Source organism: Streptomyces sp. NPDC048496, from assembly GCF_043200055.1.
Lineage (GTDB): Bacteria > Actinomycetota > Actinomycetes > Streptomycetales > Streptomycetaceae > Streptomyces.
On record NZ_JBICXB010000020.1, the window covers coordinates 29,928 to 49,225 of the forward strand.

The 19,298-nt window shown below is 69.9% G+C and carries 19 protein-coding genes; 5 read left to right on the plus strand and 14 right to left on the minus strand.

The annotated features are described in order from the left end of the window. Nucleotides 1-687: 687 nt before the first annotated feature. On the plus strand, nucleotides 688-1,716 hold the full coding sequence (locus ACGFSA_RS19385; RefSeq protein WP_393305720.1) for a 7-epi-alpha-eudesmol synthase: 1,029 nt from the start codon (nucleotides 688-690) through the stop codon (nucleotides 1,714-1,716). Nucleotides 1,717-1,786: 70 nt separating this feature from the next. On the opposite strand, the gene ACGFSA_RS19390 is transcribed toward ACGFSA_RS19385, so the two are convergent. The 8 genes from ACGFSA_RS19390 to ACGFSA_RS19425 form a co-directional block, all read right to left on the minus strand. Next, the gene (locus ACGFSA_RS19390) at nucleotides 1,787-3,055 is read right to left on the minus strand and encodes a cytochrome P450 (protein WP_393305722.1); all 1,269 of its coding nucleotides are present in this window, start codon (nucleotides 3,053-3,055) and stop codon (nucleotides 1,787-1,789) included. Continuing rightward, nucleotides 3,052-3,657: an ATP/GTP-binding protein gene (locus ACGFSA_RS19395; protein WP_393305724.1), complete on the minus strand. Its 606-nt coding sequence runs from the start codon at nucleotides 3,655-3,657 to the stop codon at nucleotides 3,052-3,054. The genes ACGFSA_RS19390 and ACGFSA_RS19395 overlap by 4 nt, the downstream gene beginning before the upstream one ends. After that, complete coding sequence (locus ACGFSA_RS19400; protein WP_393305726.1) at nucleotides 3,638-4,009, minus strand: DUF742 domain-containing protein; 372 nt, start codon at nucleotides 4,007-4,009, stop codon at nucleotides 3,638-3,640. Before ACGFSA_RS19400 ends, ACGFSA_RS19395 begins: the two co-directional genes overlap by 20 nt. Next, complete coding sequence (locus tag ACGFSA_RS19405; protein WP_393305728.1) at nucleotides 4,006-4,419, minus strand: roadblock/LC7 domain-containing protein; 414 nt, start codon at nucleotides 4,417-4,419, stop codon at nucleotides 4,006-4,008. The genes ACGFSA_RS19400 and ACGFSA_RS19405 overlap by 4 nt, the downstream gene beginning before the upstream one ends. Nucleotides 4,420-4,422: 3 nt before the next feature. Then, complete coding sequence (locus tag ACGFSA_RS19410) at nucleotides 4,423-6,090, minus strand: sensor histidine kinase (protein WP_393305730.1); 1,668 nt, start codon at nucleotides 6,088-6,090, stop codon at nucleotides 4,423-4,425. A 408-nt stretch (nucleotides 6,091-6,498) separates the two neighbouring features. Next, nucleotides 6,499-6,681 carry a hypothetical protein gene (locus ACGFSA_RS19415; RefSeq protein ID WP_393305732.1) on the minus strand — a complete coding sequence of 61 codons (183 nt, stop codon included), beginning with the start codon at nucleotides 6,679-6,681 and terminating at the stop codon, nucleotides 6,499-6,501. Nucleotides 6,682-6,915: 234 nt separating this feature from the next. Then, nucleotides 6,916-7,341, minus strand: coding sequence for a PIN domain-containing protein (locus ACGFSA_RS19420; protein ID WP_393305734.1), 426 nt, complete (start codon nucleotides 7,339-7,341; stop codon nucleotides 6,916-6,918). Next, on the minus strand, nucleotides 7,338-7,616 hold the full coding sequence (locus ACGFSA_RS19425) for a CopG family transcriptional regulator (RefSeq protein ID WP_393305736.1): 279 nt from the start codon (nucleotides 7,614-7,616) through the stop codon (nucleotides 7,338-7,340). The genes ACGFSA_RS19420 and ACGFSA_RS19425 overlap by 4 nt, the downstream gene beginning before the upstream one ends. A 234-nt stretch (nucleotides 7,617-7,850) precedes the next feature. Between ACGFSA_RS19425 and ACGFSA_RS19430 the strand changes: the two genes are divergently transcribed. After that, the gene (locus ACGFSA_RS19430) at nucleotides 7,851-9,317 is read left to right on the plus strand and encodes a SpoIIE family protein phosphatase (protein WP_393305738.1); all 1,467 of its coding nucleotides are present in this window, start codon (nucleotides 7,851-7,853) and stop codon (nucleotides 9,315-9,317) included. Between the two features lie 118 nt (nucleotides 9,318-9,435). Here ACGFSA_RS19430 and ACGFSA_RS19435 read toward each other — a convergent pair whose 3' ends face one another. From ACGFSA_RS19435 to ACGFSA_RS19455, 5 genes are all read right to left on the minus strand, one after another. After that, nucleotides 9,436-9,858, minus strand: coding sequence for a hypothetical protein (locus ACGFSA_RS19435; protein ID WP_393305740.1), 423 nt, complete (start codon nucleotides 9,856-9,858; stop codon nucleotides 9,436-9,438). Nucleotides 9,859-9,880: 22 nt separating this feature from the next. Then, nucleotides 9,881-10,327: a protease inhibitor I42 family protein gene (locus ACGFSA_RS19440; RefSeq protein WP_393305741.1), complete on the minus strand. Its 447-nt coding sequence runs from the start codon at nucleotides 10,325-10,327 to the stop codon at nucleotides 9,881-9,883. Continuing rightward, nucleotides 10,327-11,895 carry a peptidoglycan-binding protein gene (locus tag ACGFSA_RS19445; protein WP_393305743.1) on the minus strand — a complete coding sequence of 523 codons (1,569 nt, stop codon included), beginning with the start codon at nucleotides 11,893-11,895 and terminating at the stop codon, nucleotides 10,327-10,329. Before ACGFSA_RS19445 ends, ACGFSA_RS19440 begins: the two co-directional genes overlap by 1 nt. Before the next feature lie 14 nt (nucleotides 11,896-11,909). Further along, nucleotides 11,910-12,293 carry a hypothetical protein gene (locus ACGFSA_RS19450; protein ID WP_393305745.1) on the minus strand — a complete coding sequence of 128 codons (384 nt, stop codon included), beginning with the start codon at nucleotides 12,291-12,293 and terminating at the stop codon, nucleotides 11,910-11,912. Between the two features lie 305 nt (nucleotides 12,294-12,598). Beyond that, a complete protein-coding gene (locus ACGFSA_RS19455; RefSeq protein ID WP_393305747.1) occupies nucleotides 12,599-13,174 on the minus strand; it encodes a hypothetical protein in 576 nt (191 codons plus the stop codon). Nucleotides 13,175-13,258: 84 nt separating this feature from the next. Here ACGFSA_RS19455 and ACGFSA_RS19460 point away from each other — a divergent pair, with 84 nt between their 5' ends. The 3 genes from ACGFSA_RS19460 to ACGFSA_RS19470 all read left to right on the plus strand — a co-directional run bounded on the left by ACGFSA_RS19460 (nucleotide 13,259) and on the right by ACGFSA_RS19470 (nucleotide 16,111). Beyond that, entirely contained in the window at nucleotides 13,259-13,711 is a 453-nt protein-coding gene (locus ACGFSA_RS19460; protein ID WP_393305749.1) for a hypothetical protein, read from the plus strand. A 186-nt stretch (nucleotides 13,712-13,897) separates the two neighbouring features. Continuing rightward, nucleotides 13,898-15,064 carry a PP2C family protein-serine/threonine phosphatase gene (locus ACGFSA_RS19465; protein ID WP_393305751.1) on the plus strand — a complete coding sequence of 389 codons (1,167 nt, stop codon included), beginning with the start codon at nucleotides 13,898-13,900 and terminating at the stop codon, nucleotides 15,062-15,064. 324 nt (nucleotides 15,065-15,388) lie between these two features. Beyond that, entirely contained in the window at nucleotides 15,389-16,111 is a 723-nt protein-coding gene (locus ACGFSA_RS19470) for a hypothetical protein (protein WP_393305753.1), read from the plus strand. Nucleotides 16,112-16,707: 596 nt separating this feature from the next. Here the strand turns inward: ACGFSA_RS19470 and ACGFSA_RS19475 are convergent. Then, nucleotides 16,708-19,260 (minus strand): hypothetical protein, encoded by a 2,553-nt coding sequence (locus ACGFSA_RS19475; RefSeq protein WP_393305755.1) that lies wholly within the window; start codon nucleotides 19,258-19,260, stop codon nucleotides 16,708-16,710. Between the last annotated feature and the right edge of the window lie 38 nt (nucleotides 19,261-19,298).

Sequence of the window (19,298 nt, forward strand, 5' to 3'; positions counted from 1 at the left end):
CGCCACACGTTCCGTGCGCCGCCTTGCCGGTTGCTTCACCTTCCTCGCTCAACCCACCGCACTTTCCAGCCCGCGCGTGCCACTACTCCGCCGGCACTCGCGAACGGCGCCCCTCCATGCACCCCCGCATCCTCGCCGTCTTCAACGAGGCCACCGGCCCCCTCCGGGCCCGCGGGCGGCACTTCTGGAGCTAGTCCCTCCCGGCAAGTTTTGCCCCGTCGCGCCGTCCAGCACGCCCGCTCGCCGCGTTGGCCACAAGCCCTGGCGGCTCCTTCCCCAAGCTCTCAGCTTCGTTCGAGCAGGGGAGACCCCATCCAAGGACGTCCGGCCGCCTTGCGATCGCACGCACTGGACGACGCTCCTCACGGGGCAAACATTGCCGGTCACGGCACTAGTCAGGGCCGCCATGGCAGTGCCGACTACTTGCTCAAACAGTCGACCCCGCAGGGCCGGCCGCCCCCGGCTTCACCTGCGGTGCAGTGAATTGAGCCGCGTTCCACGCGAACTCACTGGTACATCACGCGCTACGGACCTCACGGCATAGATCGTTTAGGCTCTGGGCAGTCTCCGGGCGTACTTGAGTCGTCAACTACCGACTCAAAAGGTGCAGTTCAAGTCAGTGGGCGTCATTCCGGTCGCCCTTTCGCAGGGGCGGGGGCCTGCGAACCGTCTCCAGAGAGGACGCCAATGCAGGACGTCAGGTTCGACCTCCCCTTCAAGACCCCAGTCAGTAAGCATCTGGAGTACGCCCGAGAGCGCCACCTGCGCTGGGTTTGGGAGATGGGGCTGGTGCTCAGCCAGGCCGGGTTCGAGGAGTATCAATCCTGGGACCTCCCCCAGGCGGCGGCGCGAACCTACCCTCACGCCTCGGCCGACGACATGGTCGTCCTGATGAACTGGTTCTCCCTGGCCTTCCTTTTCGACGACCAGTTCGACACCGGGAGTCCTGACCGCGCGGACCGTATAGCGGAAGTCGCGCGGGAGTTGATAGCCACGCCCCTGCGTCCCGCCGGCACGCCTCCCCGGGTGGTCTGCCCGATCACCATGGCTTGGGCCGAGGTCTGGGCCCACCTCTCGGACGGCATGTCCCTGACCTGGCGGACGCGATTCGCTGCCTCCTGGGGGAGGTTCCTCGTGGCGCACACCGAGGAGGTCGACCTGGCGGCCCGGGGCCTGGCGGGAACGCTCGGCCTGGAGGAGTACGCCGAGTTCCGCCGCCGTACGGTGGGCATCCACCACAGCATCGACGCGGGCGAGCGCAGCAGCGGCTTCGAGGTGCCGCCGCAGGTGCAGGCGCATCCGCTGATGGTCAGAATGCGGGACCTGGCCGCGGACACCATCGGGTTCATGAACGACATCCACAGCTGGGAGCGCGAAAAACGCCGGGGAGACGGCCACAACCTCATCGCCGTACTGCACCGGGTACGCGGCGGCACGTGGGAGGAGGCCGCCGCGGAGGCGTACCGGATGACCACGGCCTGCCTCGACGAGTACCTCGACCTCGAGGCGCAGGTCCCGGAGATGTGCGAGGAGCTCGGGCTCACCGCCGAGCAGCGGATCCAGGTGCGGATGGGCGTGGAGGCCATCCAGCACTGGATCAACGGCAACTACGAGTGGGCGCTGACCTCGGGCCGGTACGCGGCCGCGAAGGAGGGTCCGGCCGCCACTGCCGAGTTGGCGGGCAAGGGTTCGCTGGACGATCTGCTCGCCGTCTGACACACCGTGCCTGCCCGGCCGGATGGTCCGGCCGGGCAGGCACGATCAGGCGGGAACGATACGGGAGTGGTCAGACCCCGGCGGTCTGCGCGGTGAACTCGACCGGGAGGCGGTCCAGACGTGCCTCCCAGGTGGAGGCGGTCGAGGTGAGCTCGTCGGCCGGCACGGACAGGCGCAGTCCGGGAAGCCGGTGGAGCAGGACGTCGACGGCCGTCTCGATGATGGCCTGGCCGATGTTCTGCCCGGGGCACTCGTGCGGACCGCCGCTGAACGCGAGGTGCGACTGGTTGCCCTGGACGGAGACACCGGTGTCGGGCCGGATCTCCGGGTCGAGGTTGCCTGCGGTGAGCCCGAGCACCAGCAGGTCGCCCTCCTTGATGTGGGTACCGCCGAGTTCGAGGTCGGCGGTGGCGAAACGCCCCGGAAGGACGGCGAGCGGCGGGGTGTTCCACATCACCTCCTCGACGACCGCGGAGACGCTCAGCTGGCCGCTCACCAGCCCCGCGAGCCGGGAGGTGTCGGTGAGGATCAGCTGCAGCACCCGGGCCAGCAGATTGCTGGTGGTGGTGTGCGCGGTGATCAGCACCAGACGCAGATGGCTGAGGATCTCGCCCTCGTCGAGGTCGGCGTGGTGTCCGAGCAGTCCGGTGGTGAAGTCGGGCCCGGGCTCGACGCGCTTGCGCTCGGCGAGTTCCCCGAGGATCTGCATGATGCGGTCGTTGTGGGCGAGAGCGTCCGCACCACCCTTGATGACCTGGGCGCAGGAGACGGCGAGGTTGCGCCCCTCGGCCGCCGGGAGCCCGAACAATCGGGTCAGTACGAGCATCGGCAGGTATTCGGCGTAGTCGCCCACCAGGTCGGCGCTGCCCTCATCGGCGAACGCGTCGATCTGCTTGTTCGCGAAGTGGGTGATATGACGCCGGATGCCGCGCCCCGCGACGGTCTCCAGATTGTCGGTGACCGCCCTGCGCAGCCTGCGGTGCGGCTCGCCGTCCTGGGACACGCAGTCGGGGCGCCAGCCCAGCATCTGGATCAGCGGGGAGGTGGCCTCGACGCGTCCATCGTTCCAGTCTCGCCAGATGCGCGAGTCCCGGCCGAACTGGCGGGGGTTGTCGAGCACGCGCCGGCTCTCTCGGTAGCCGAGGACCAGCCAGGCCGGGATGTCGCCCTCAAGGAGTACCGGCGCCACGGCCCCGTGTTCCTTGCGCAGCCGTGCGTAGATGCCGCGCGGGTCGAGCGCCGCGTCCGGCCCGTACAGCCGGGTGAGGCCGTCGGCGCCGCCATGCGCGACGGGGCATCCACGGGGTGCGTCAGGGCCGCTCGAGGGCTGGTCGTTCATCGGAGCTCCAGAGCGACGGCCGAACGTTCCTTGAGGTGATGTATCAGCGCGACGAGGACGTCACGGCTGGATGCCCGGTCCCGGGCGTCGCAGGCCACGATCGGGGTGTGCGGGGATATGTCCAGGGCGTCGCGGATCTCCTCGATCGGGTAGTCCCGCGAGTCCGGGAAGACGTTCAGGGCGATGACGAAGGGGACGTCCTGCCGCTCCATCTCCTCGATGGCCCGGAAGCTGGATGCCAGGCGGCGGGTGTCCACCAGGACCACCGCCCCGAGCGCGCCCTTGAACAGACCGTTCCACAGGAACCAGAACCGCTCCTGGCCCGGCGTCCCGAACAGGTAGAGCACTAGTTCGTCGTTGATGCCGATCTTGCCGAAGTCCAGGCTGACGGTGGTCTGCGTCTTGTCCGCCACCCCGATCAAGTTGTCGACGCCCACGCTGGCCTGAGTCAGCGTCTCCTCGGTGGTCAGCGGCTTGATGTCGCTGACCGAGCGCACCATGGTGGTCTTTCCGGTGCCGAAACCTCCGGCGATCATCACCTTCACCGAGCGGGTGCCCCCGGCCGTCTGCCGGTCGGGATGGTCAAAGCCTTTGAAGTCCACTGAGTACCTCCTCAAGAAGCGCGAGGTCGGGCCCGCGGTCGGCGCCTGACGCCGGGATGGGATCACGGGCCTCGACGCGGCCTGCGTCCAGCAGATCGGCCAGGAGCACCGCGAGAATGTTGAAGGGCAATCCGAGGTGGGCACCCAGTTCGGCTACCGACAGCGGATCGCGGCAGCGCCGGATGATCTCCTCGTGCTCGTGCTGCATGCCCGGGACGGCTGCGGCACGGGAGACGATGAGGGTCGCCACGTCAAGGCTCGATGCCGAACCGCCCGGTCCGCTGCGACCACCCGTGACGACGTAGTAGCGCTCCAGACCGGACGGGTCCGTGGGCCGACGGGGACCACTCATCCAGAGTGCTCCTCCAGGCGCGGAGTGGTGCCGAGAAGCTCACCCATCCTGCGCGCCAGATCCCTCATCTGATGACCGAGAAGGCCCTGGTCGAGGCCTTCCTTGGCGAGCACTCCGAGGTACGTCTGCACGCCGGCCCGCACCACGAACAGGTGGCCGCCGTCGACCTCGATCATCGCGAGACGCAGCTGCCCGGCGTACTTGGGGAACTGCTCGGCCACGGGCTGGGCCAGTGCCTGCAGGCCCGCGACCACGGCGGCGAAGCGGTCCACGTCGTCGGGGTCGTCGGCCCCGAAGGAGGTGATGGCCTTGCCGTCGCTCGATGCCACAAGTGCGAAGCGGATCTCCGGAATACTCTCCTTCAGGTCGCGGAGCGCCCAGCTCACGTCGGATCCCTGTTGAGTCGTCATGGCCTACTCGTCGCTCTCTTCAGTGCGGTGCTTGAATTCGCGTTCGGCGGTCGTCTCGCCACCCGTGGCCGGGGCCCGGTCCGCGGTCGTCTCGTGCGGCGGGCCGCTCTCCCGTCCGGCGGTGGCAAAGGCGGTGAGGCCGGTGAAGGACGAGTCGGGCGGCACGGCGGCTACGGTGCGCTCGGCGGCCCTGGGCCGCGGTTCCGCGGTGTCGCTCCGCCTGCTGCGGCGCCGGGGCAGGCCACCGGCAGTGGTGTCCATCGCCTCGATGCTCTCCACGGGCACGGCCTGGACCGGCTCGGGGGTCTCCGCGGCCGTGGCGGCCGGGGCCGCGGCGGTGACGGCGGCGGGCAACGGGCTGAAGTACTTGTGCGGTACGACCACGACCACCGAGGTCCCGAGCCAGGGTGAGTCCGCGAAGGTGACGCGGATGCCGTAGCGGCGTGCCAGGGTGCCCACCACGCGCAGGCCCAGGTTCGCGTCCTCCGAGATACCGCCGAGGCCGGGGCCCTTCGAGGTGCCCGCGAGGGACTGCTCCGCCTCGCGCTTCCTCTCCTCGCTCAGGCCCTTGCCCGCGTCCTGGATCTCGATACCGACACCGTTGGGGACCTCCTTGCCGGAGACGACCACGGGCTCGGTGGGCGGCGAGTATCGCGCCGCGTTGTCCAGGAGGTGGGCGAAGATGAGCGTGAGGTGGTCCACCAGACCGCCGTCGAGGCCGAGTTCGGGCAGGTGACGGACCTGGACGCGGTCGAAGTCCTTGATGCGGCCGATGCCGCCGCGGACCACGCTGAGCAGTCGCTGCGGCTCCTGCCACTGGCGTCCGGGCCGGTCCGAACCGCCGAGCACGCCGATGCTGGCGGCGAGACAGTCGGCAGGGCCGATCTCCTTGTCCAGCTCCATGAGGCCCTGGGCCACCGCACGATGCCGCCCGTGTTCGCCCTGCATCTCGTGCAGCCGCCCACGCAGCTTGTTGGTGTACACGTGAAGTCGGCTACCGAGGGCGATCACGGCCTGCTCGGCCGAGGTGGAGCGGTCGAGCTCCTTCTCCACACCGATCAGCGCGGTCCTGAGCACCTTGCGCAGCCCGGCGCGCAGCTCCGGGCCGGCATCCGGCTCCTGGCCGACCTCCGACAGGATGTCGTCGATGGCCTCGCCGTCGCGCAGGCGGGTGAGCGCGTCGGGGAGGTACGAGTCACCAAGCCTGGCGACGACGGCCTGCTGGAGGGTGAGCTGCTCCTCCCAGGCCTTGCTCTGCTCGGTGGTCCGGGCTTCGTAGGCGTGTGACTGCTCCGCGAGCCGCGCCTCGAAGGTCTTGTGCAGCTCGTCCTGACGTGCGTTCAGGGCTGAGCGCTCGGCCGCGAACTGCCGCTCCAGGTCCGCCACATGCTGCTGCCACTGCTGCAATTGCTGGGAGTGCTCGGACTGAGCGTTGCTGACGTCGCCCCGGCTACGGCGCAGTTGGGACTGGGAGCGGACGAGGAGCCGTACACAGACGGCGCTGGCCGCAGTGGCCGCGACACCGGCGAACGTCGCGGGTATCTGGACCTGGCCGGCTATCGCGGCCGAGGCGGCCACGGTTCCAGCTCCCAAGGCCAGCGGCATCAGCCACCAGCTGTACCAGGCGACCGGTGCCCGCGCCGCCGGGGGCGGAGTAGTGGCGAGTCCCATCTGCATCCTTCGCACGATCGAACAGGGGGTGTGTGCAAGCGCCGTACGCGTCGAGCACGCAGAGTGAGGCGACCGAGTGTGTTCGTGTCAACTCGTAGCGCCGCAGGGGAGCCTATCGGGTTTGAGAGCGAAGTGATCAACCCTCCTCCGCATACCGGTGCACGTTCGATCACGCTCGACGGGAGCTGCTTCAGTTCGTCGTGAAGGCGACGGGTGTGGTCGCCCATCAGGGGCGGAAGGTCCCGGGAAAGCGGTGCAGTTGATCCCGTGAGCAGGCGAGAGTGATGTGCGGCAGGCGGTCCAGGACACGTTCGACGGCGGTCTTGCAGATGACGCGGGCCAGACCGGGAGCGGAGCCGCCGGAAGTGCCTTGCCAAGGGCATGGCGGACGGCACCCACTGGGGTCCGTCACCCGGAAGTGACGCCCCTGGACCTCACCCTTCCGTTGGCCGCACGACGGTCCGCGCGACGTCGCCTGACGGACGCCATGTACGTGGCCAGGGACACGGCCACGACGGTCAGGGTGATACCGAGCACGATCTCGTCGAGGGTCGCCACCTTGGTCACTGCGTAGGCTATGCCCGCGAGCACCGCTCCCGACGGGACCCACTACGTCAATACCTTGCCCAAGTCCTGACGGGACCGCCCGGCGTCGTGGCCCACCGTCCGCCGGCCCAGTCCAGGCCCGGGATGTGGAGGCTCACGTGCGCCGGCCCAGTTCAGGCCGGGATAGCGTTCTGACCTGGGACGGAGCCGGGCGTCGGACAGTTGATGAACGGCGCTGGACGGGGTGAATGAGACCGGAACTGAGACCGGAACGCCGGGTCATACCTTCTTGACGACGATCGACTCCGGAACCAGCTTCTCCAGGTCGTCCACGTCCGAGGTGAAGACGGTGACCTGCCCCTTCTGCCGGCGCGCGATGACGGCGAGCACCGCGTCAATCGCGTACTTGTGGCCATGCAGCTTGGCGTCTGCCAGCAGGCGGCGAGCCTGGCGTGCCTCGTCCTTCCCGATGTCGGCGACCTTGAGCCGGGAGAGCACCCAGTCCCAGCGCTGCTCGGTGGTTCTGCCGTCGTACGCCTCGACCAGCGTCATCGGAGACGTCACCACCTCGGCTTCACCCCGAGCCGCGAGGTCGAGCCAGGCGATCATCTTCCGGTCGCCGCGCACGGCCAGGGACAGGGCTTCGCAGTCGAGTACGAAGACGCGCAGTGGTCGCTGCCCGGGCTCACCGGCCCGCTTCTTCACGCAGCCTCTCCGGCGTCGTGCGTTCCGGCGGCGCGGCGGCGCTCGTGCTCGGCGTCGAGCTCCTCCAATTCCTCGAACGCTGCGGTGAGCTCTTCTTCGGCGAGGGGGCCGTGTTCCTCTTGCAGCCAGTCGGCCAGTTCCCGCAGCCGGTCCCGGTCGCGCTTGAAGCGCAGCGCCTCGGCGACGTACGCCGACAGGCCCCGCTCCGCCGCCTCCGCACGGATCTCGTCCAGGAGATCCTCGGGAATCGTCACCGTTACCTTCTTCGTCGCCATACAAGTGACCATACTCGTGGTATCGCACTGCTTACCAGTGTGTTCACGTGACCGCCAGATCGGTGATCAGGCGGTCGTGGCGGGGCGTGGGCTGCCGTGGAAGACCTGGCTGGTGTGCCAGGAGCGGTGGGCGGCGGCGATGGGCGGACGCGTGCGGGGCGACCGCCGCAGGCTTCGTATCGACTGGCAGCGCCACGTGAGCCCTGCTACACCAGAGAGACAGGGAGGTGTGGCATGCCTCGTGATCTGACCAAGGGGCTGACCGCGCTCCTTGCGGCAGTGGCAGTGCCACTCGCCGTCTGCGCGCTCCTGCTGCCCATCCGAGGCGCCCTGTCCCCCACCAACGTGACCCTGATCCTGATGTTGGTCGTCGCGGCGGTGGCCGCCCTCGGCTACCGTTGGGCCGCGGCCCTCACGGCCCTGTCCGCCGCCGTGTGGTTCGTCTTCTTCTTCACCACGCCGTACGAGAGCTTCACCCAAATGAGCAACCCGGACGAGGTCGTCACCGCCGGGCTGCTGCTCGTCGTCGGCCTTGCGGTCTCTCAGCTGGCTCGCCGCTACAGCCGCGAGCACGCCATCGCTACCACGCTGCAGCGCAGCCTGCTGCCCCGTGTGCTGCCGGACACCAGCGCCGTCCGGGCGGCGTGCCGGTACGTGCCCGCCGAGGGCGAGGTCGGCGGGGACTGGTTCGACGTGATCCCTCTCCCAGGGTTCCGCACCGCCCTGGTGGTCGGGGACGTGGTCGGCCGTGGCCTGCGCTCCGCAGTCACCATGGGGCGGCTGCGCACCGCTGTCCGCAATTTCTCCACCCTTGACCTGCCGCCCGACGAGCTGCTGGCCCGCCTTGACGACGTGGTTCATCAGATGGATGCGGAGGCGGGCGCCGACGAGGACGGGACCGCCGCGGCTACGTGCCTGTATGCGATCTACGACCCGGTCTCCTGTAACTGCGCGATGGCAAGAGCCGGTCACTTTCCGCCCGCCATCGTCTATCCGGACGGCCGCGTGGAGATTCTCGACCTGCCTGAAGGTCCCCCGCTCGGTATAGGCGGCCTGCGCTTTCAGTCCGACGAGCGGCAGCTGCCGGAGGATACGCAGCTCGTGCTCTACACCAACGGGCTCATCGAGAACCGGCACCGCGACATCGGGGCCGGCCTGAAGCTGCTGAGCAACGCGCTCTCCGGCGCGGGGACCGACCCGGAGGAGACGAGCGAGACGGTCCTGGAGGCGGTGCTACCCGCCCGTCCAGTCGATGACGTCGCTCTCCTGATCGCCCGCACCCGCGCGTTTCCGCGTGACCGTATCGCCGAATGGGACATCCCGGCCCTTCCCGCCGCGGTGTCCGCCCTGCGCGCCGAGGTGTTCGGGAAGCTGGCCGACTGGAACCTGGAGGAGACGGCATTCACTACCGAACTGATCCTCAGCGAACTGGTCACCAACGCCATCCGCTACGCGGCGCCCCCTGTCCACCTGCGCCTTCTGCTTGATACCAACCTGGTGGTGGAGGTCAGCGACGGCAGTAGCACCTCCCCGCACCTGCGCTACGCAACAGCCATGGATGAAGGCGGTCGCGGAATCTTCCTCGTCGCCCAGTTCGCCGAGCGGTGGGGTACCCGCTTCACCCCCACCGGGAAGATCGTCTGGGCCGAGCAGTCAGCCCCATCAGTTCCTGTCGCCCCCGTCCTGGCATCGGTTGCGTGACGCAGCGCCTACCGCCTGCGGATCTTGCGCTTCTTTGCCTTGGCTTCCTTTTCCCTGTGTTGCGCGACCCCGTAGGCCGACCAGGGACCTTGGTGCTTCGCGCAGCGAGAGGTGCCGATTACTCGTTTGGATCAGGCCGGACCGGGCCCGCCGTCGCGGCCCGGCTGCCGCGGCGCAGGCCGATGAGCTCGGCGACCGTGTCCAGCCAGCGTGCGGCGCGCGCCTCGTCATCCGGTGTGCCGGCGACCTGCGCGGCGGTCTCCAGCCAGTCCCGCAGGCATGCGGACGCGGCACCCGACGGCAGGGGCTCGGCCAGCCCGGCCGCGTACGCGAGGCCGCCGACGCGGACGATCTTCGCGACGTACGTCACCGAGCGCGGCAGCACACCGAGCCGGTCGAGGGTGACGGCGGCGGCGATCGCACCGTCGCCGAAGAGCGCGGTGCGGAAGGCGTCGCGGCTGAGGCCGTGGCGCAGCAGCGCCTCGATGTCGGTGGCGGCGAGCACCTCGTCGTCGGTGCGTGGGGAGCGGTCGTGGACCATCGTCGTTCCGTTCCGGTCCGGCTCAGCGGACGGTGATCGCATAGAGGTAGTAGGCGGCTTCCTGGTCCGAGTCCTTCGGGGCGCGCGTGGCCGTCGGGACCGGCTTCGACGCGGCCTCGTCGGCGCTGTGGCACCGGCCGTAGGGGCAGAACAGCAGCTTCACCGTCGCCTTCCCGGGCGAGAGCGCCGTGAAGTCGAAGAACTGGGTTCCGTCACTGTCGCCGGTGTCCTCGCGGTCGCCCCGGTACTTCAGGACGTCCGCGTCTTCGCGTGGGCTCGCCAGGTACCAGTTCTGGCCGAGCTCGGGGTTGGCCGGGACCTTCAGCGTGAACTTCTCGCCGTGGTCGACGGTGATGGTCCGGTCTTCGGTGCCGTACGCGGTGGGCCCGGAGCCGCGGCAGCCGGTGAGGACGAGGAGCAGGGCGGCCAGGGCGGGCGCCGTACGCAGGGCGGATCGCATGGACACCATCAGTTCTGCTCGATGTAGACGCGGCTGACATCGCCCTCATGGGCCTTGGAGTAGCGGTCGTCGGTGGCCGCGCTGAGGTCGCCGTTGATGAAGTCGTCCTCGCTCACCCACGTGGTGGTGCCCCAGGGGTTGTAGATCTGCAGCTTCCCGTCCTCCTGCCCGATGATCATCAGGCTGTGGCCGTGCATGTTGCCGTCCTCGTCCTTGCGGGAGATGTTGAAGGGGACCGGCTTGCCGTCGGCGACGGACTTCTCGATGTCGGGCAGGACGCCGCGCCGGTCGTCGGCGCTGTCCATCTCCTGCGTGTCGTACTTGTCGCCGGTGTGCGGGCCGAGCTCCTTGTCGGAGATCTCCTCCTGCCCGTCGGAGTCCATGCCGGCCGCGTGGCGGTCCCACCACCAGCCGTCGTACTCGCCGTCGCCCTCGTCGTTCATCCGGAACTGCTCGTCGTGCAGGCGCTTGCGGAAGTGGTCGGGGTCGTTGTCCTGGCCGTCGGGGCCTCCGGTGAGTTCGAGGGCGTAGACCGGGTCGACCAGGGCGCGCGCGGTGACCGTCGAGGACGGGACGCAGGTCTCGTCGTCCTGGGACCAGTGCTCGTCACCGAACTTCTGCTCCTCCTGCCCCGTGCCCGAGCCGGTGGTGACCGGCGCCAGGTGCTCCTGGAGCCACGTCGAGTCCTTGCCGTGGATCTTCCCGCCGAACTTCTCGACCTCGCCGACGTCGTAGCCCGAGGCGAGGGCCTTCACGAGGTACGCCTTCTCCTGCGGGCTCGACGCGTTCGCCAGGAGTCGTTCCATACGGGCCCGTTCGGCGGGCGAGAGGTTCTCCATGGCGCGGCCCGAGCGTTCGAGGTCGTTGGCGGTGAGGATCTCGTTCAGTTCAGCGTCGCCGCCGACGTTGCTGGTGTCGGCGAGGGCGAGGCGGTCGGCGGCGGTCAGTTCGTCGGTCTCCATCTGGCCTGCGCGGGCCTCGGCGGCGAACTTGTTGAGGTCGCGGGCCGCGACGCGGGCGGCGTCGTCGGCGTCGGCGGCCGCCGTGTGCAGGTCGTCGACGCCGTGGGAAGCCAGCGAGCGGGCCCGCAGACGGAGGTCCTCCTCGTCGTCGTCCTCGTGCCAGTCGTCGAAGAAGCCGTCCTTGCCGCCGAGCATGGTGCGGGCGTCGCGCAGCTTGCCGCGGCCGGTGCCGTCCTTGGTCTGCGCGGTCTCCAGCGCGTCGGACAACGCGATCAGTGCCTTGCCGCCGCCCTGGAACGCCTCGATCATCTGCTGGGCGTCGCGGGAGGCGGCGCCCACCACGTCGGAGGCGAGGACGCTCGTGTCGCCGACCCAGACCTGCGGAAGACCCGTGCGGGCGATCTTGTCGATCCGGTCGCTCACCGCGTCGGCCTCGTCGGTCTGGCCGGTGTAGCGCTTGCCCAGGGCCTCGATCACCTTCGGGTCGCCGACCGGTGCCGAGACGCCGAGGGCGTCCTCGATCGCGTCGATCAGGTCGTTCTTGCTGCCGGCCGAGGAGATGCGCCCGCGCAGGCCGTCGAGCTTCTGCCTGCGGTCGTTCGTGGATTCCGTCATGGACGCGTGCCCCGTCAGTAGGCGGTCAGCGCGGACGGGCGCTGGGCGTGGGCCGGCATCGTGCTGACGCCCGCGTCGGCTGCCGAGCCGACGGAGACGGCGTGGACTCCCGTACGGACGTCGATGTCGGAACCGCGGTACGCGTGGCTGGAGAGGCGGACCTTGTCCGCGAGTTCGTGCAGGGCCGCTTCGAGGACCTTGGTCTCGGCCTCCCAGGCGGCCGCGAACGCGTTGAACGCGGGCCCGGTGTCGGAGCCGCCGAGGGTGTCCTGCGTGTAGCACATCGTGCTGGCGACGGCCTTGCGGATCTTGCCCACGTCGTCGCCGGAACCGTCTAGTTCGCCGGCCTGGCCCGACATGCCCTTGTGCCCGACCTGGTAGCCCTCCGCAGAGGTCATGGCCCTTCCCCCGTTTCCCGCGCCCCGACACGCCTTCCGGACAGGGAAGTTGGGCCAGGTCACGACCGTCAGGAAGTTAGCAGAAGACTGCCATGGACACGCCCGGCACCACAGGTTCCCCACAGGGCTCCCGCGCATGTGCCACCCGGCGACGAGCGTCGCGCCCACCGCAAAAGCCGAAGGACCGCACCCTTATCCAGATATCCAGAAAGTGTCCCCCTGGGGTGCGGACCTCCGGCCGTATCGGTGCCATCGTCCAGGTGGTGCGCTCAGGCACCGTCAGCGAGGGACGTGGACCCCGGGCGTCAGCCCTGGCGCGCGTCCGTGACCTTCCCCGTGAGGAGGGGGCCCTCCAACCACTCGTCCTCCTTGAGGATGTACACCTGCATCCGCAGGGACTCCTCCGACTCGGTCAGCGCATCGGTGACCGTGGGCACGGACACTTCGGTGCTGGTCTCGCCCTTGGGGACGGACACCCAGAGCGAGGGACTGTCCGTGGACAGGGGCCGCTCCGGGTCGGCGGCCTCGCCGAGTTCGGAGAGCCATTCCTCGTCGACGTCCTTCGTGGACAGCTCCGTTCCCTCGCGCACCGGCAGGAGGTCGAACCGCGTCTCGATGTTGGTGTCGGCGGGCTGGGAGAGCTCCACCTTCCAGGTGAGCTTCTGGCCCTCGGTGACCGAGTCGGCGACCGGGGTCACGGTGACCGTGGGCATGGGGTCGTCGTTCTCGACGAGCACGCCCCCGAAGGCGTCGCCGACCGCCGTGCCGCGCACGGCCTTGGCCGCGACCTCGTGGCGGAGGTCGTAGTTGTAGCGGGAGTTGCCCTTGACCGTGATCGACACGCCTACGGAGCAAGAGCGGCAGGAGGTGCGGGAGGCCATGGAGCTCATTTATGGCGCCGACGGTCCTGCTGCCCGCTCAGGTAATGCCGCGTGACTGCCCGGGTGCCGGTCTACGACACCGGCATGCTGATCGCGCTCGCGGATCGCAAGGCGAAGGCCGTGCGCCTGCACGCCGGCCTCCAGGACACGCCGCATCGGGCGCTCGTGCTCGGACCGGTACTGGCACAAGTCTGGCGGCCCAGCCCCGCCACGGTGCATGCCCTGGCCGGAGTGATGAAGGACTGCACGGTGCCGCAGGCTCGTAGTTCGGCCCCGGCCATGCGCCCCACCAGCATGGGGCAGACGGCCTGCATCATGTGCGCCACCGGCCCGGACATCACCGAATGGCAGCGCATCGGCAGCGCCCTCGGTGCGGCAGAGCTGCCACCGAAGAAGCGGCCGGGCGCGGTGGATGCCCTGGTGGCTCTGACGGCGGCCCGACATGGCAGTGCTGTGGTCTTCACCAGCGATCCGGTCGACCTCAATGCCTATCTGAAGGCATTGGACGCCCAGGATGTCCACGCGGTGCAGATCTGAGGAGCCGGTCAGCGGTCGTGTCGCGGTGCGAGGGTGCGGGCAAAGTGCGCTGTGTGAGTGCGTCTTCTGAGGCACGAGGGACGGCCACCGCGGACGGTCCGCCCCAAGGCCGCGCCCTGCGTGGTTGCTGCTGTCACCGGTTTCCTGCGGTCGCGGGGCGATCCATAGCGGTGCAGTGTGGAAGGCGTGGACTCCAGGCAGGGACGTGAGAGTCTTGGGCAGCCGTGGCAGCCGGGCCAACTGCTGCTACTGATCCCTGTTGCGCTCATCGTTGTGATCACTGCCGCGGACGTCGCGACTGGGCCGAACATCGTTCTCAGCCCCCTGCTGGTGGTCGCGCCCACGCTCACCGCGTGGTTCGCGGGCCCTTGGACGACGGCCGGTATCGGGGCCCTGGCCATGGCGGGCGAGGCGGTCAGCAGCTGGCGCACCGGAACGCTGTCTTCACGGAGCGTGCTGGTGGAGGTGATCGCCATCGCGGTGATCACCTCGTTGATCGTGTTCCTGTGTGCGGTGCGCGACCGGCACGCACGCCAGATGGCCCGGGTCCGGTCGGTCGCCGAGGCCGCCCAGCAGGTGCTGATGTGGCCGCTGCCGAGCCGGCTCGGCCCGCTGCGGCTCGCCTGTGTCTATCTGGCTTCCGAGGAGGAGGCCGATGTCGGCGGCGACCTGTATGCCGCCGCCCGCACCGGCAGCGCGGCCCGCGTGATGATCGGCGACGTGCGGGGCAAGGGCCTGCCCGCCCTGGGCGAGGCCGCCCTCCTGCTCGGCGCCTTCCGCGAGGCCGCCCACCAGCAGGCCTCCCTGCCCGACCTGGCCGCTTCCCTGGAACGGAGCATGACCCGCTACCTCCCCGACCTCGAACCGGAGGACGAGGCGGGAGAACGCTTCGTGACCGCTCTTCTGGTCGAGATCGCGGACGCCGAGCCCTTGGTCCGCATGACCAGCTGCGGCCACCCGGCACCCCTGCTGCTCGGCCCGGACAACACCGTCCACGTGCCCCGCCTCCACCCCGCGCCCCCACTCGGCGTCGGCGTCACGGATCCCGACAAGCACGCCGTCGATGTCCTGCCCTTCGGCCCTGGGGACACGCTGCTCCTGTACACCGACGGTGTCATCGAAGCCCGTGACCACAACGGCGTCTTCTACCCGCTCGCGGAACGTGCAGCCCAGTGGACCGACCACCCTCCAGAGGCGCTGCTCCACTGCATCGAACGCGACCTGCTCGCCCATACCGGCGGACGCTTCGGCGACGACGTCGCCCTCCTCGCCATCCACCGGGCCCCCATCCCCCACCCCGGCAACCAGCTTCAGCGCGTCCAGCGCGGACACGCCGGCGTCAGCGGGCAGTAGTTGTGGGACATGGCTGCCGAGCGCCTGGGCGAGGTCTACTTCCGTGACCGCAGCCGTCGCGCACATGGTCTGCTGGTGGAGTTCACCGGCGTCGGCCACTTGGAGTCACGTGGTTGCTCAGCCGTCCTCGCGGTCGTCGTCCGCGTGGACAACCCACCGGTATACCGCCAACGGTCCGTTCCATCGTCTGGGCCGGATTCATTTGCGGGTATGTCTTCGCCTCGCCGGTCGGTGGGCCGCGTGGACCGAGCCGCCGGGTTGCGCAGCACCGCCGGCGCACCCAGTGCTTCGCACGGGGCGGCCCGGAAGTGGCAGACTGTGACGGTGACAACGCACGACGAGGAAATGCTGACTCGGGTCCGGGAGTTGAGGGAGCGCGGCAGCGCGCCGAAGCAGATCGCGAAGGCGCTGGGGCTGCGCCCGGCCCAGGCCACCGCGCTGGTGAGACGGGTCGCCGAGGCGGCACTGGCGAATATCGCGCCGGATGAGCGGCCGGTGGTGGGCTGCTGGGTCAACGCGGGCTGGAGCGCGGGACTGGACACGGCCAAAGCCCCGGGCTGGGCGGCGGCCGACCCCCTCGGCCAGGAGCCGGACCCGGGCACGGGTGGCTTCGCCCAGATTCTCCTGGCCCGCCAGGAACGTGCCAGCAGGGTGACAGTCACCGGGTTCCTGGTGGACGTCTACTGCCTGGGAGTCAAGAACGTCACCGACCCCGAGGTGATGGGGTCCGGATCCCTGACCACCTACGTACCGATGTACTACTCGGCCTTCGATCATCGGCCGCTGCCGATCGGCGTGGAGCAGGCGCAGACGATCGTGCACGATGCGGTCGCCTACGCCCGCGGTCTTGGCTTCGAGCCCGCGGGCGGCTTCGCCGACGCAGCAGTGCACCTGGGTGCCCCGCCCGGCGACCGGCCCGTCATCGGCTTCGGCAGGGACGGCAAGCCGTTCTACTTCTCCGGCCCCTACGACGACCCGCGCAAGGTGGTCCAGATCCTCGATCGCACCTGCGGTCCGGGTAACTACGACTACGTTGCCCATCTGTAGGAACGGGACGTGAGCGGCAGGAAGCGGGAAACACGAGCAGTGATACCGGTCGAACAGCAGCAGGAGCCGACCGGCACTCCACGGGTCCGGCGCACCGAGCACGAGGCGCAGGCCAACCTGCTGACGGTACTGCGCCTGTGTATGACGGGGAAGCTGCGGTGCAGCGAAAGGACCCGCCGTCCCAGCGCCGCCACCGTCTCGGCGGTCGCCGACGTCCTGGACGGCGGCGACTTCTGTCCGCACGAGGCCATCGCCGCCTTCGCCTGGCCGGTGCCCAGGTTCCCGCCTCGGCCGTCCCGACGGGCAGGGTCACCGTCCTGGCGAACTTCGACATCGTCGCCCTCGACGGGGGAACCCAGTGCGTCGGCGGATTGCCCTCTCACCGTATGGGCCCCTGGACCGCGCGCATGTCGGCGTGTGCGCACACCCCGCCGGGCTTCGCGGCGGCCCCGCACGCCCCGCAGCCCCTATACGGCGTGAAGACCTCTTCCAGCCGGCGGACGGCTCCGTCGTCACTTACGTGAACACGGGAACGGGAAAGGCCCCGGGCACGATCGCCCGTGCCCGGGGCCCTGGCCGCGCTCATCGCCCGTGCGTCAGGCGACGACCACGGCCGTCGCTTTGCTGTACGCGTAGCCGCTGGAGTGGCCCGTGCGGAGGGCGGTCACCTTGACGGTGATCCGCAGACTGCGCTGCGCCCGGGTGAGGACGAACGTGGACTTCGTCGCGCCCGTGACGGCCTTGCCGTTGGCGTACCACTGGTAGCCGTACGACGTCGGCGTGGGCGTCCACGTGCCGCGGTTCGCGGTGAGCGTGCGGCCCACCTTCGCCGTGCCGGAGACCGACGGCAGTGTGGTCGCCTTCGGGGCGACACCACGGGCCACGGCGATCCCCGTCGTCCCGGCCGCGCCGCTCGCGTGGCCGGTGCGGTTGGCCTTCACTGTGACCGACAGCTTCTTGCCGAGCTGGGCGGCCGTCGGGACGTACGAGGAGGCGGTGGCGCCCGCGATGGCGACGCCGTCGAGCTTCCACTGGTAGGTGTACGACGTCGGCGTCGGCGTCCACGTGCCGGTCCGGGCGACCAGACCGGTACCGACCCGGACCGTGCCCGCGATGGTGGGGGCGGCGGTGTTGGCCGGCGGCTGGGGCGCGGTGACCGTGAACTGACCGCTGGAGTACTGCCATCCGTTGGTCGTGATGACGCTGAGCGCCCACGAGCCCGTGGCCGCGTTCGTCAGGTCGAGCGTGGCCGTGAGGGTCCGGCGGTCGGGCGCCACCGAGACGGTGGTCGACTCGATCGTCGTGCCGCCGGAGCTGATCCGGACCTTGTCGCCCTCGTGCAGGGCCGAGCCCGACACGTTGACGGTCACCTTGGTGCCGGTGACGCCCGTGGTCGGGGTGACGCCGGTGACGCTGTGCTTCTCGGTGCCACAGGTCGTCGAGCAGACCAGCTCCGCCTTGTAGGACGTCTGGGACGCCTTCTCGGGCAGGCCGAGGACGAAGAGGGTCGGGACGACCTGGGTGCTGTACGACCCGTTCAGACTGCAGCGGCTCTCGCCGCCGGACGCGGCGGCGCAGGTGTTGTCCAGGTCGGTCTCGTACAGGGCGGGCACGGCGGTAGTGGTTGCGCCGTTCGTGTCGCTCACCTTGACGGCGAAGGCGTCGTGGTACGAGGTGGGCAGCTGGGCGCAGAACGCCGTGTGCTGCTCGTTCAGCGTGCCGGTGAACGGCCCGTATCCGTACGTGATGTTCGGGATCTTCACGCACTCCGGCGACGGGCCGGCGGCCGTGGCGATGCGCAGGGCGTCGAGCCGGTACGAGTCGGCGGCCTTCAGGGACGACGGGACGGTCAGCAGCACCTGGTACCGGGTTGAGCCGGTGACCGCGCAGCTCCTGTTCCGGTTGGCGCACGTGGTGACGGCGCCGTCGGCGCCGTGCGCCAGGATGTTGGTGGTGCCGAGCGCGTCGCGCACATCGAGGTGCAGGACGTCGGCCGGGTCGGCCGTGGTGACCTGGTGGCACACCAGGGTGCCCGGCTCCCCGGGGACGCCCGGCGTCGCGGGGCCGTTGACGGTGGTCGCCGGAGTGGGCGTGCAGCCCTTGGCGGTCCCGGTGACGTCACGGCGGACCAGGGTGTGTTCGGCGGTGGCGTCACGGCCCCGGAAGAGCGCGGTGTACGCGGCCCCGGGGGTGAGGCGGCAAGTGGTCCAGGTCGCGGGGGCCGAAGCGGCCGAAGCGTTCATGGAGCAGGCCTGCTTGCCCGCGGCGTCGAGGACCCAGAACATGGCGCCGTTCGTTTCGGCGACGGTCCGCATCTGGAAGTTCTCGACAGCGCTGTGCCCGTCCGCGGGGATGGCCAGGCAGTACGAGAACCCGTCGGCACCGGCGCCCGTGCGCAGCCGCGCGGACGCGGTCGCGGCGGTGAAGTCACCTGCGGGGAAGACCTGGCAGCCGCTCCCGGCCGGGTCCGTACGGTGGAACGCGACGCGGTACGTCTTGTTTCCCGCGTTGCCGCCGTCGTGGGACACGAGGGCGCGGTACGGCGCCGGTCCGGTGAGGGCGCAGGAACCACCCGCGAGGCTGGAGCCGGAGCACAGGGTGTCGCCGTCGGCGTTGACGACGGTGACGTCCGGGGTCGCCGCGAAACCGGTGTACGCCGTGAGAGCGGCCATGCGGGCGCCCTGGGGCAGAGGCAGTGTCAGGCAGTCCACCGCGGCGCCCGAGGCCCACGCTCCGTCGTTGACGCCGAGGCGCGCGGGCCGGCAGCCGGCGGTGGACCTCCGGTCGAGGACGAGCGTCGCCTCGTCGGTCAGGATCGTGTAGTCACCGTCGGCCGGAACGGTGCAGGTGTTCCCCCGGCAGACCGTGCGCCCGGCGCTGTCGTACAGGAGGGTGGTGGACCGGTAGCCGTTCGGCCCCACGCGGTACACGTCGTAGCGGCCGGCCGTCGAGGCCCTGAAGACCTTGCAGTCGACGGCCGGGTCCACGACGGTCGCAGCGGAACCGTAGACGTTGACGGGCACGGTGGCGCAGCCGACCGGGTCCGACAGCCTGCGCGCCCCGAGGGCGTACGCGGCGGGGTAGCCCTGCGGCGACTTCGCGACACGCACCAGCACCCGGTACGGGCCGTCACCGCGTTTCCCGCGCATCCTCGTCTGCTGAGCGGTGGATGGCTTCCCCCAGGGTT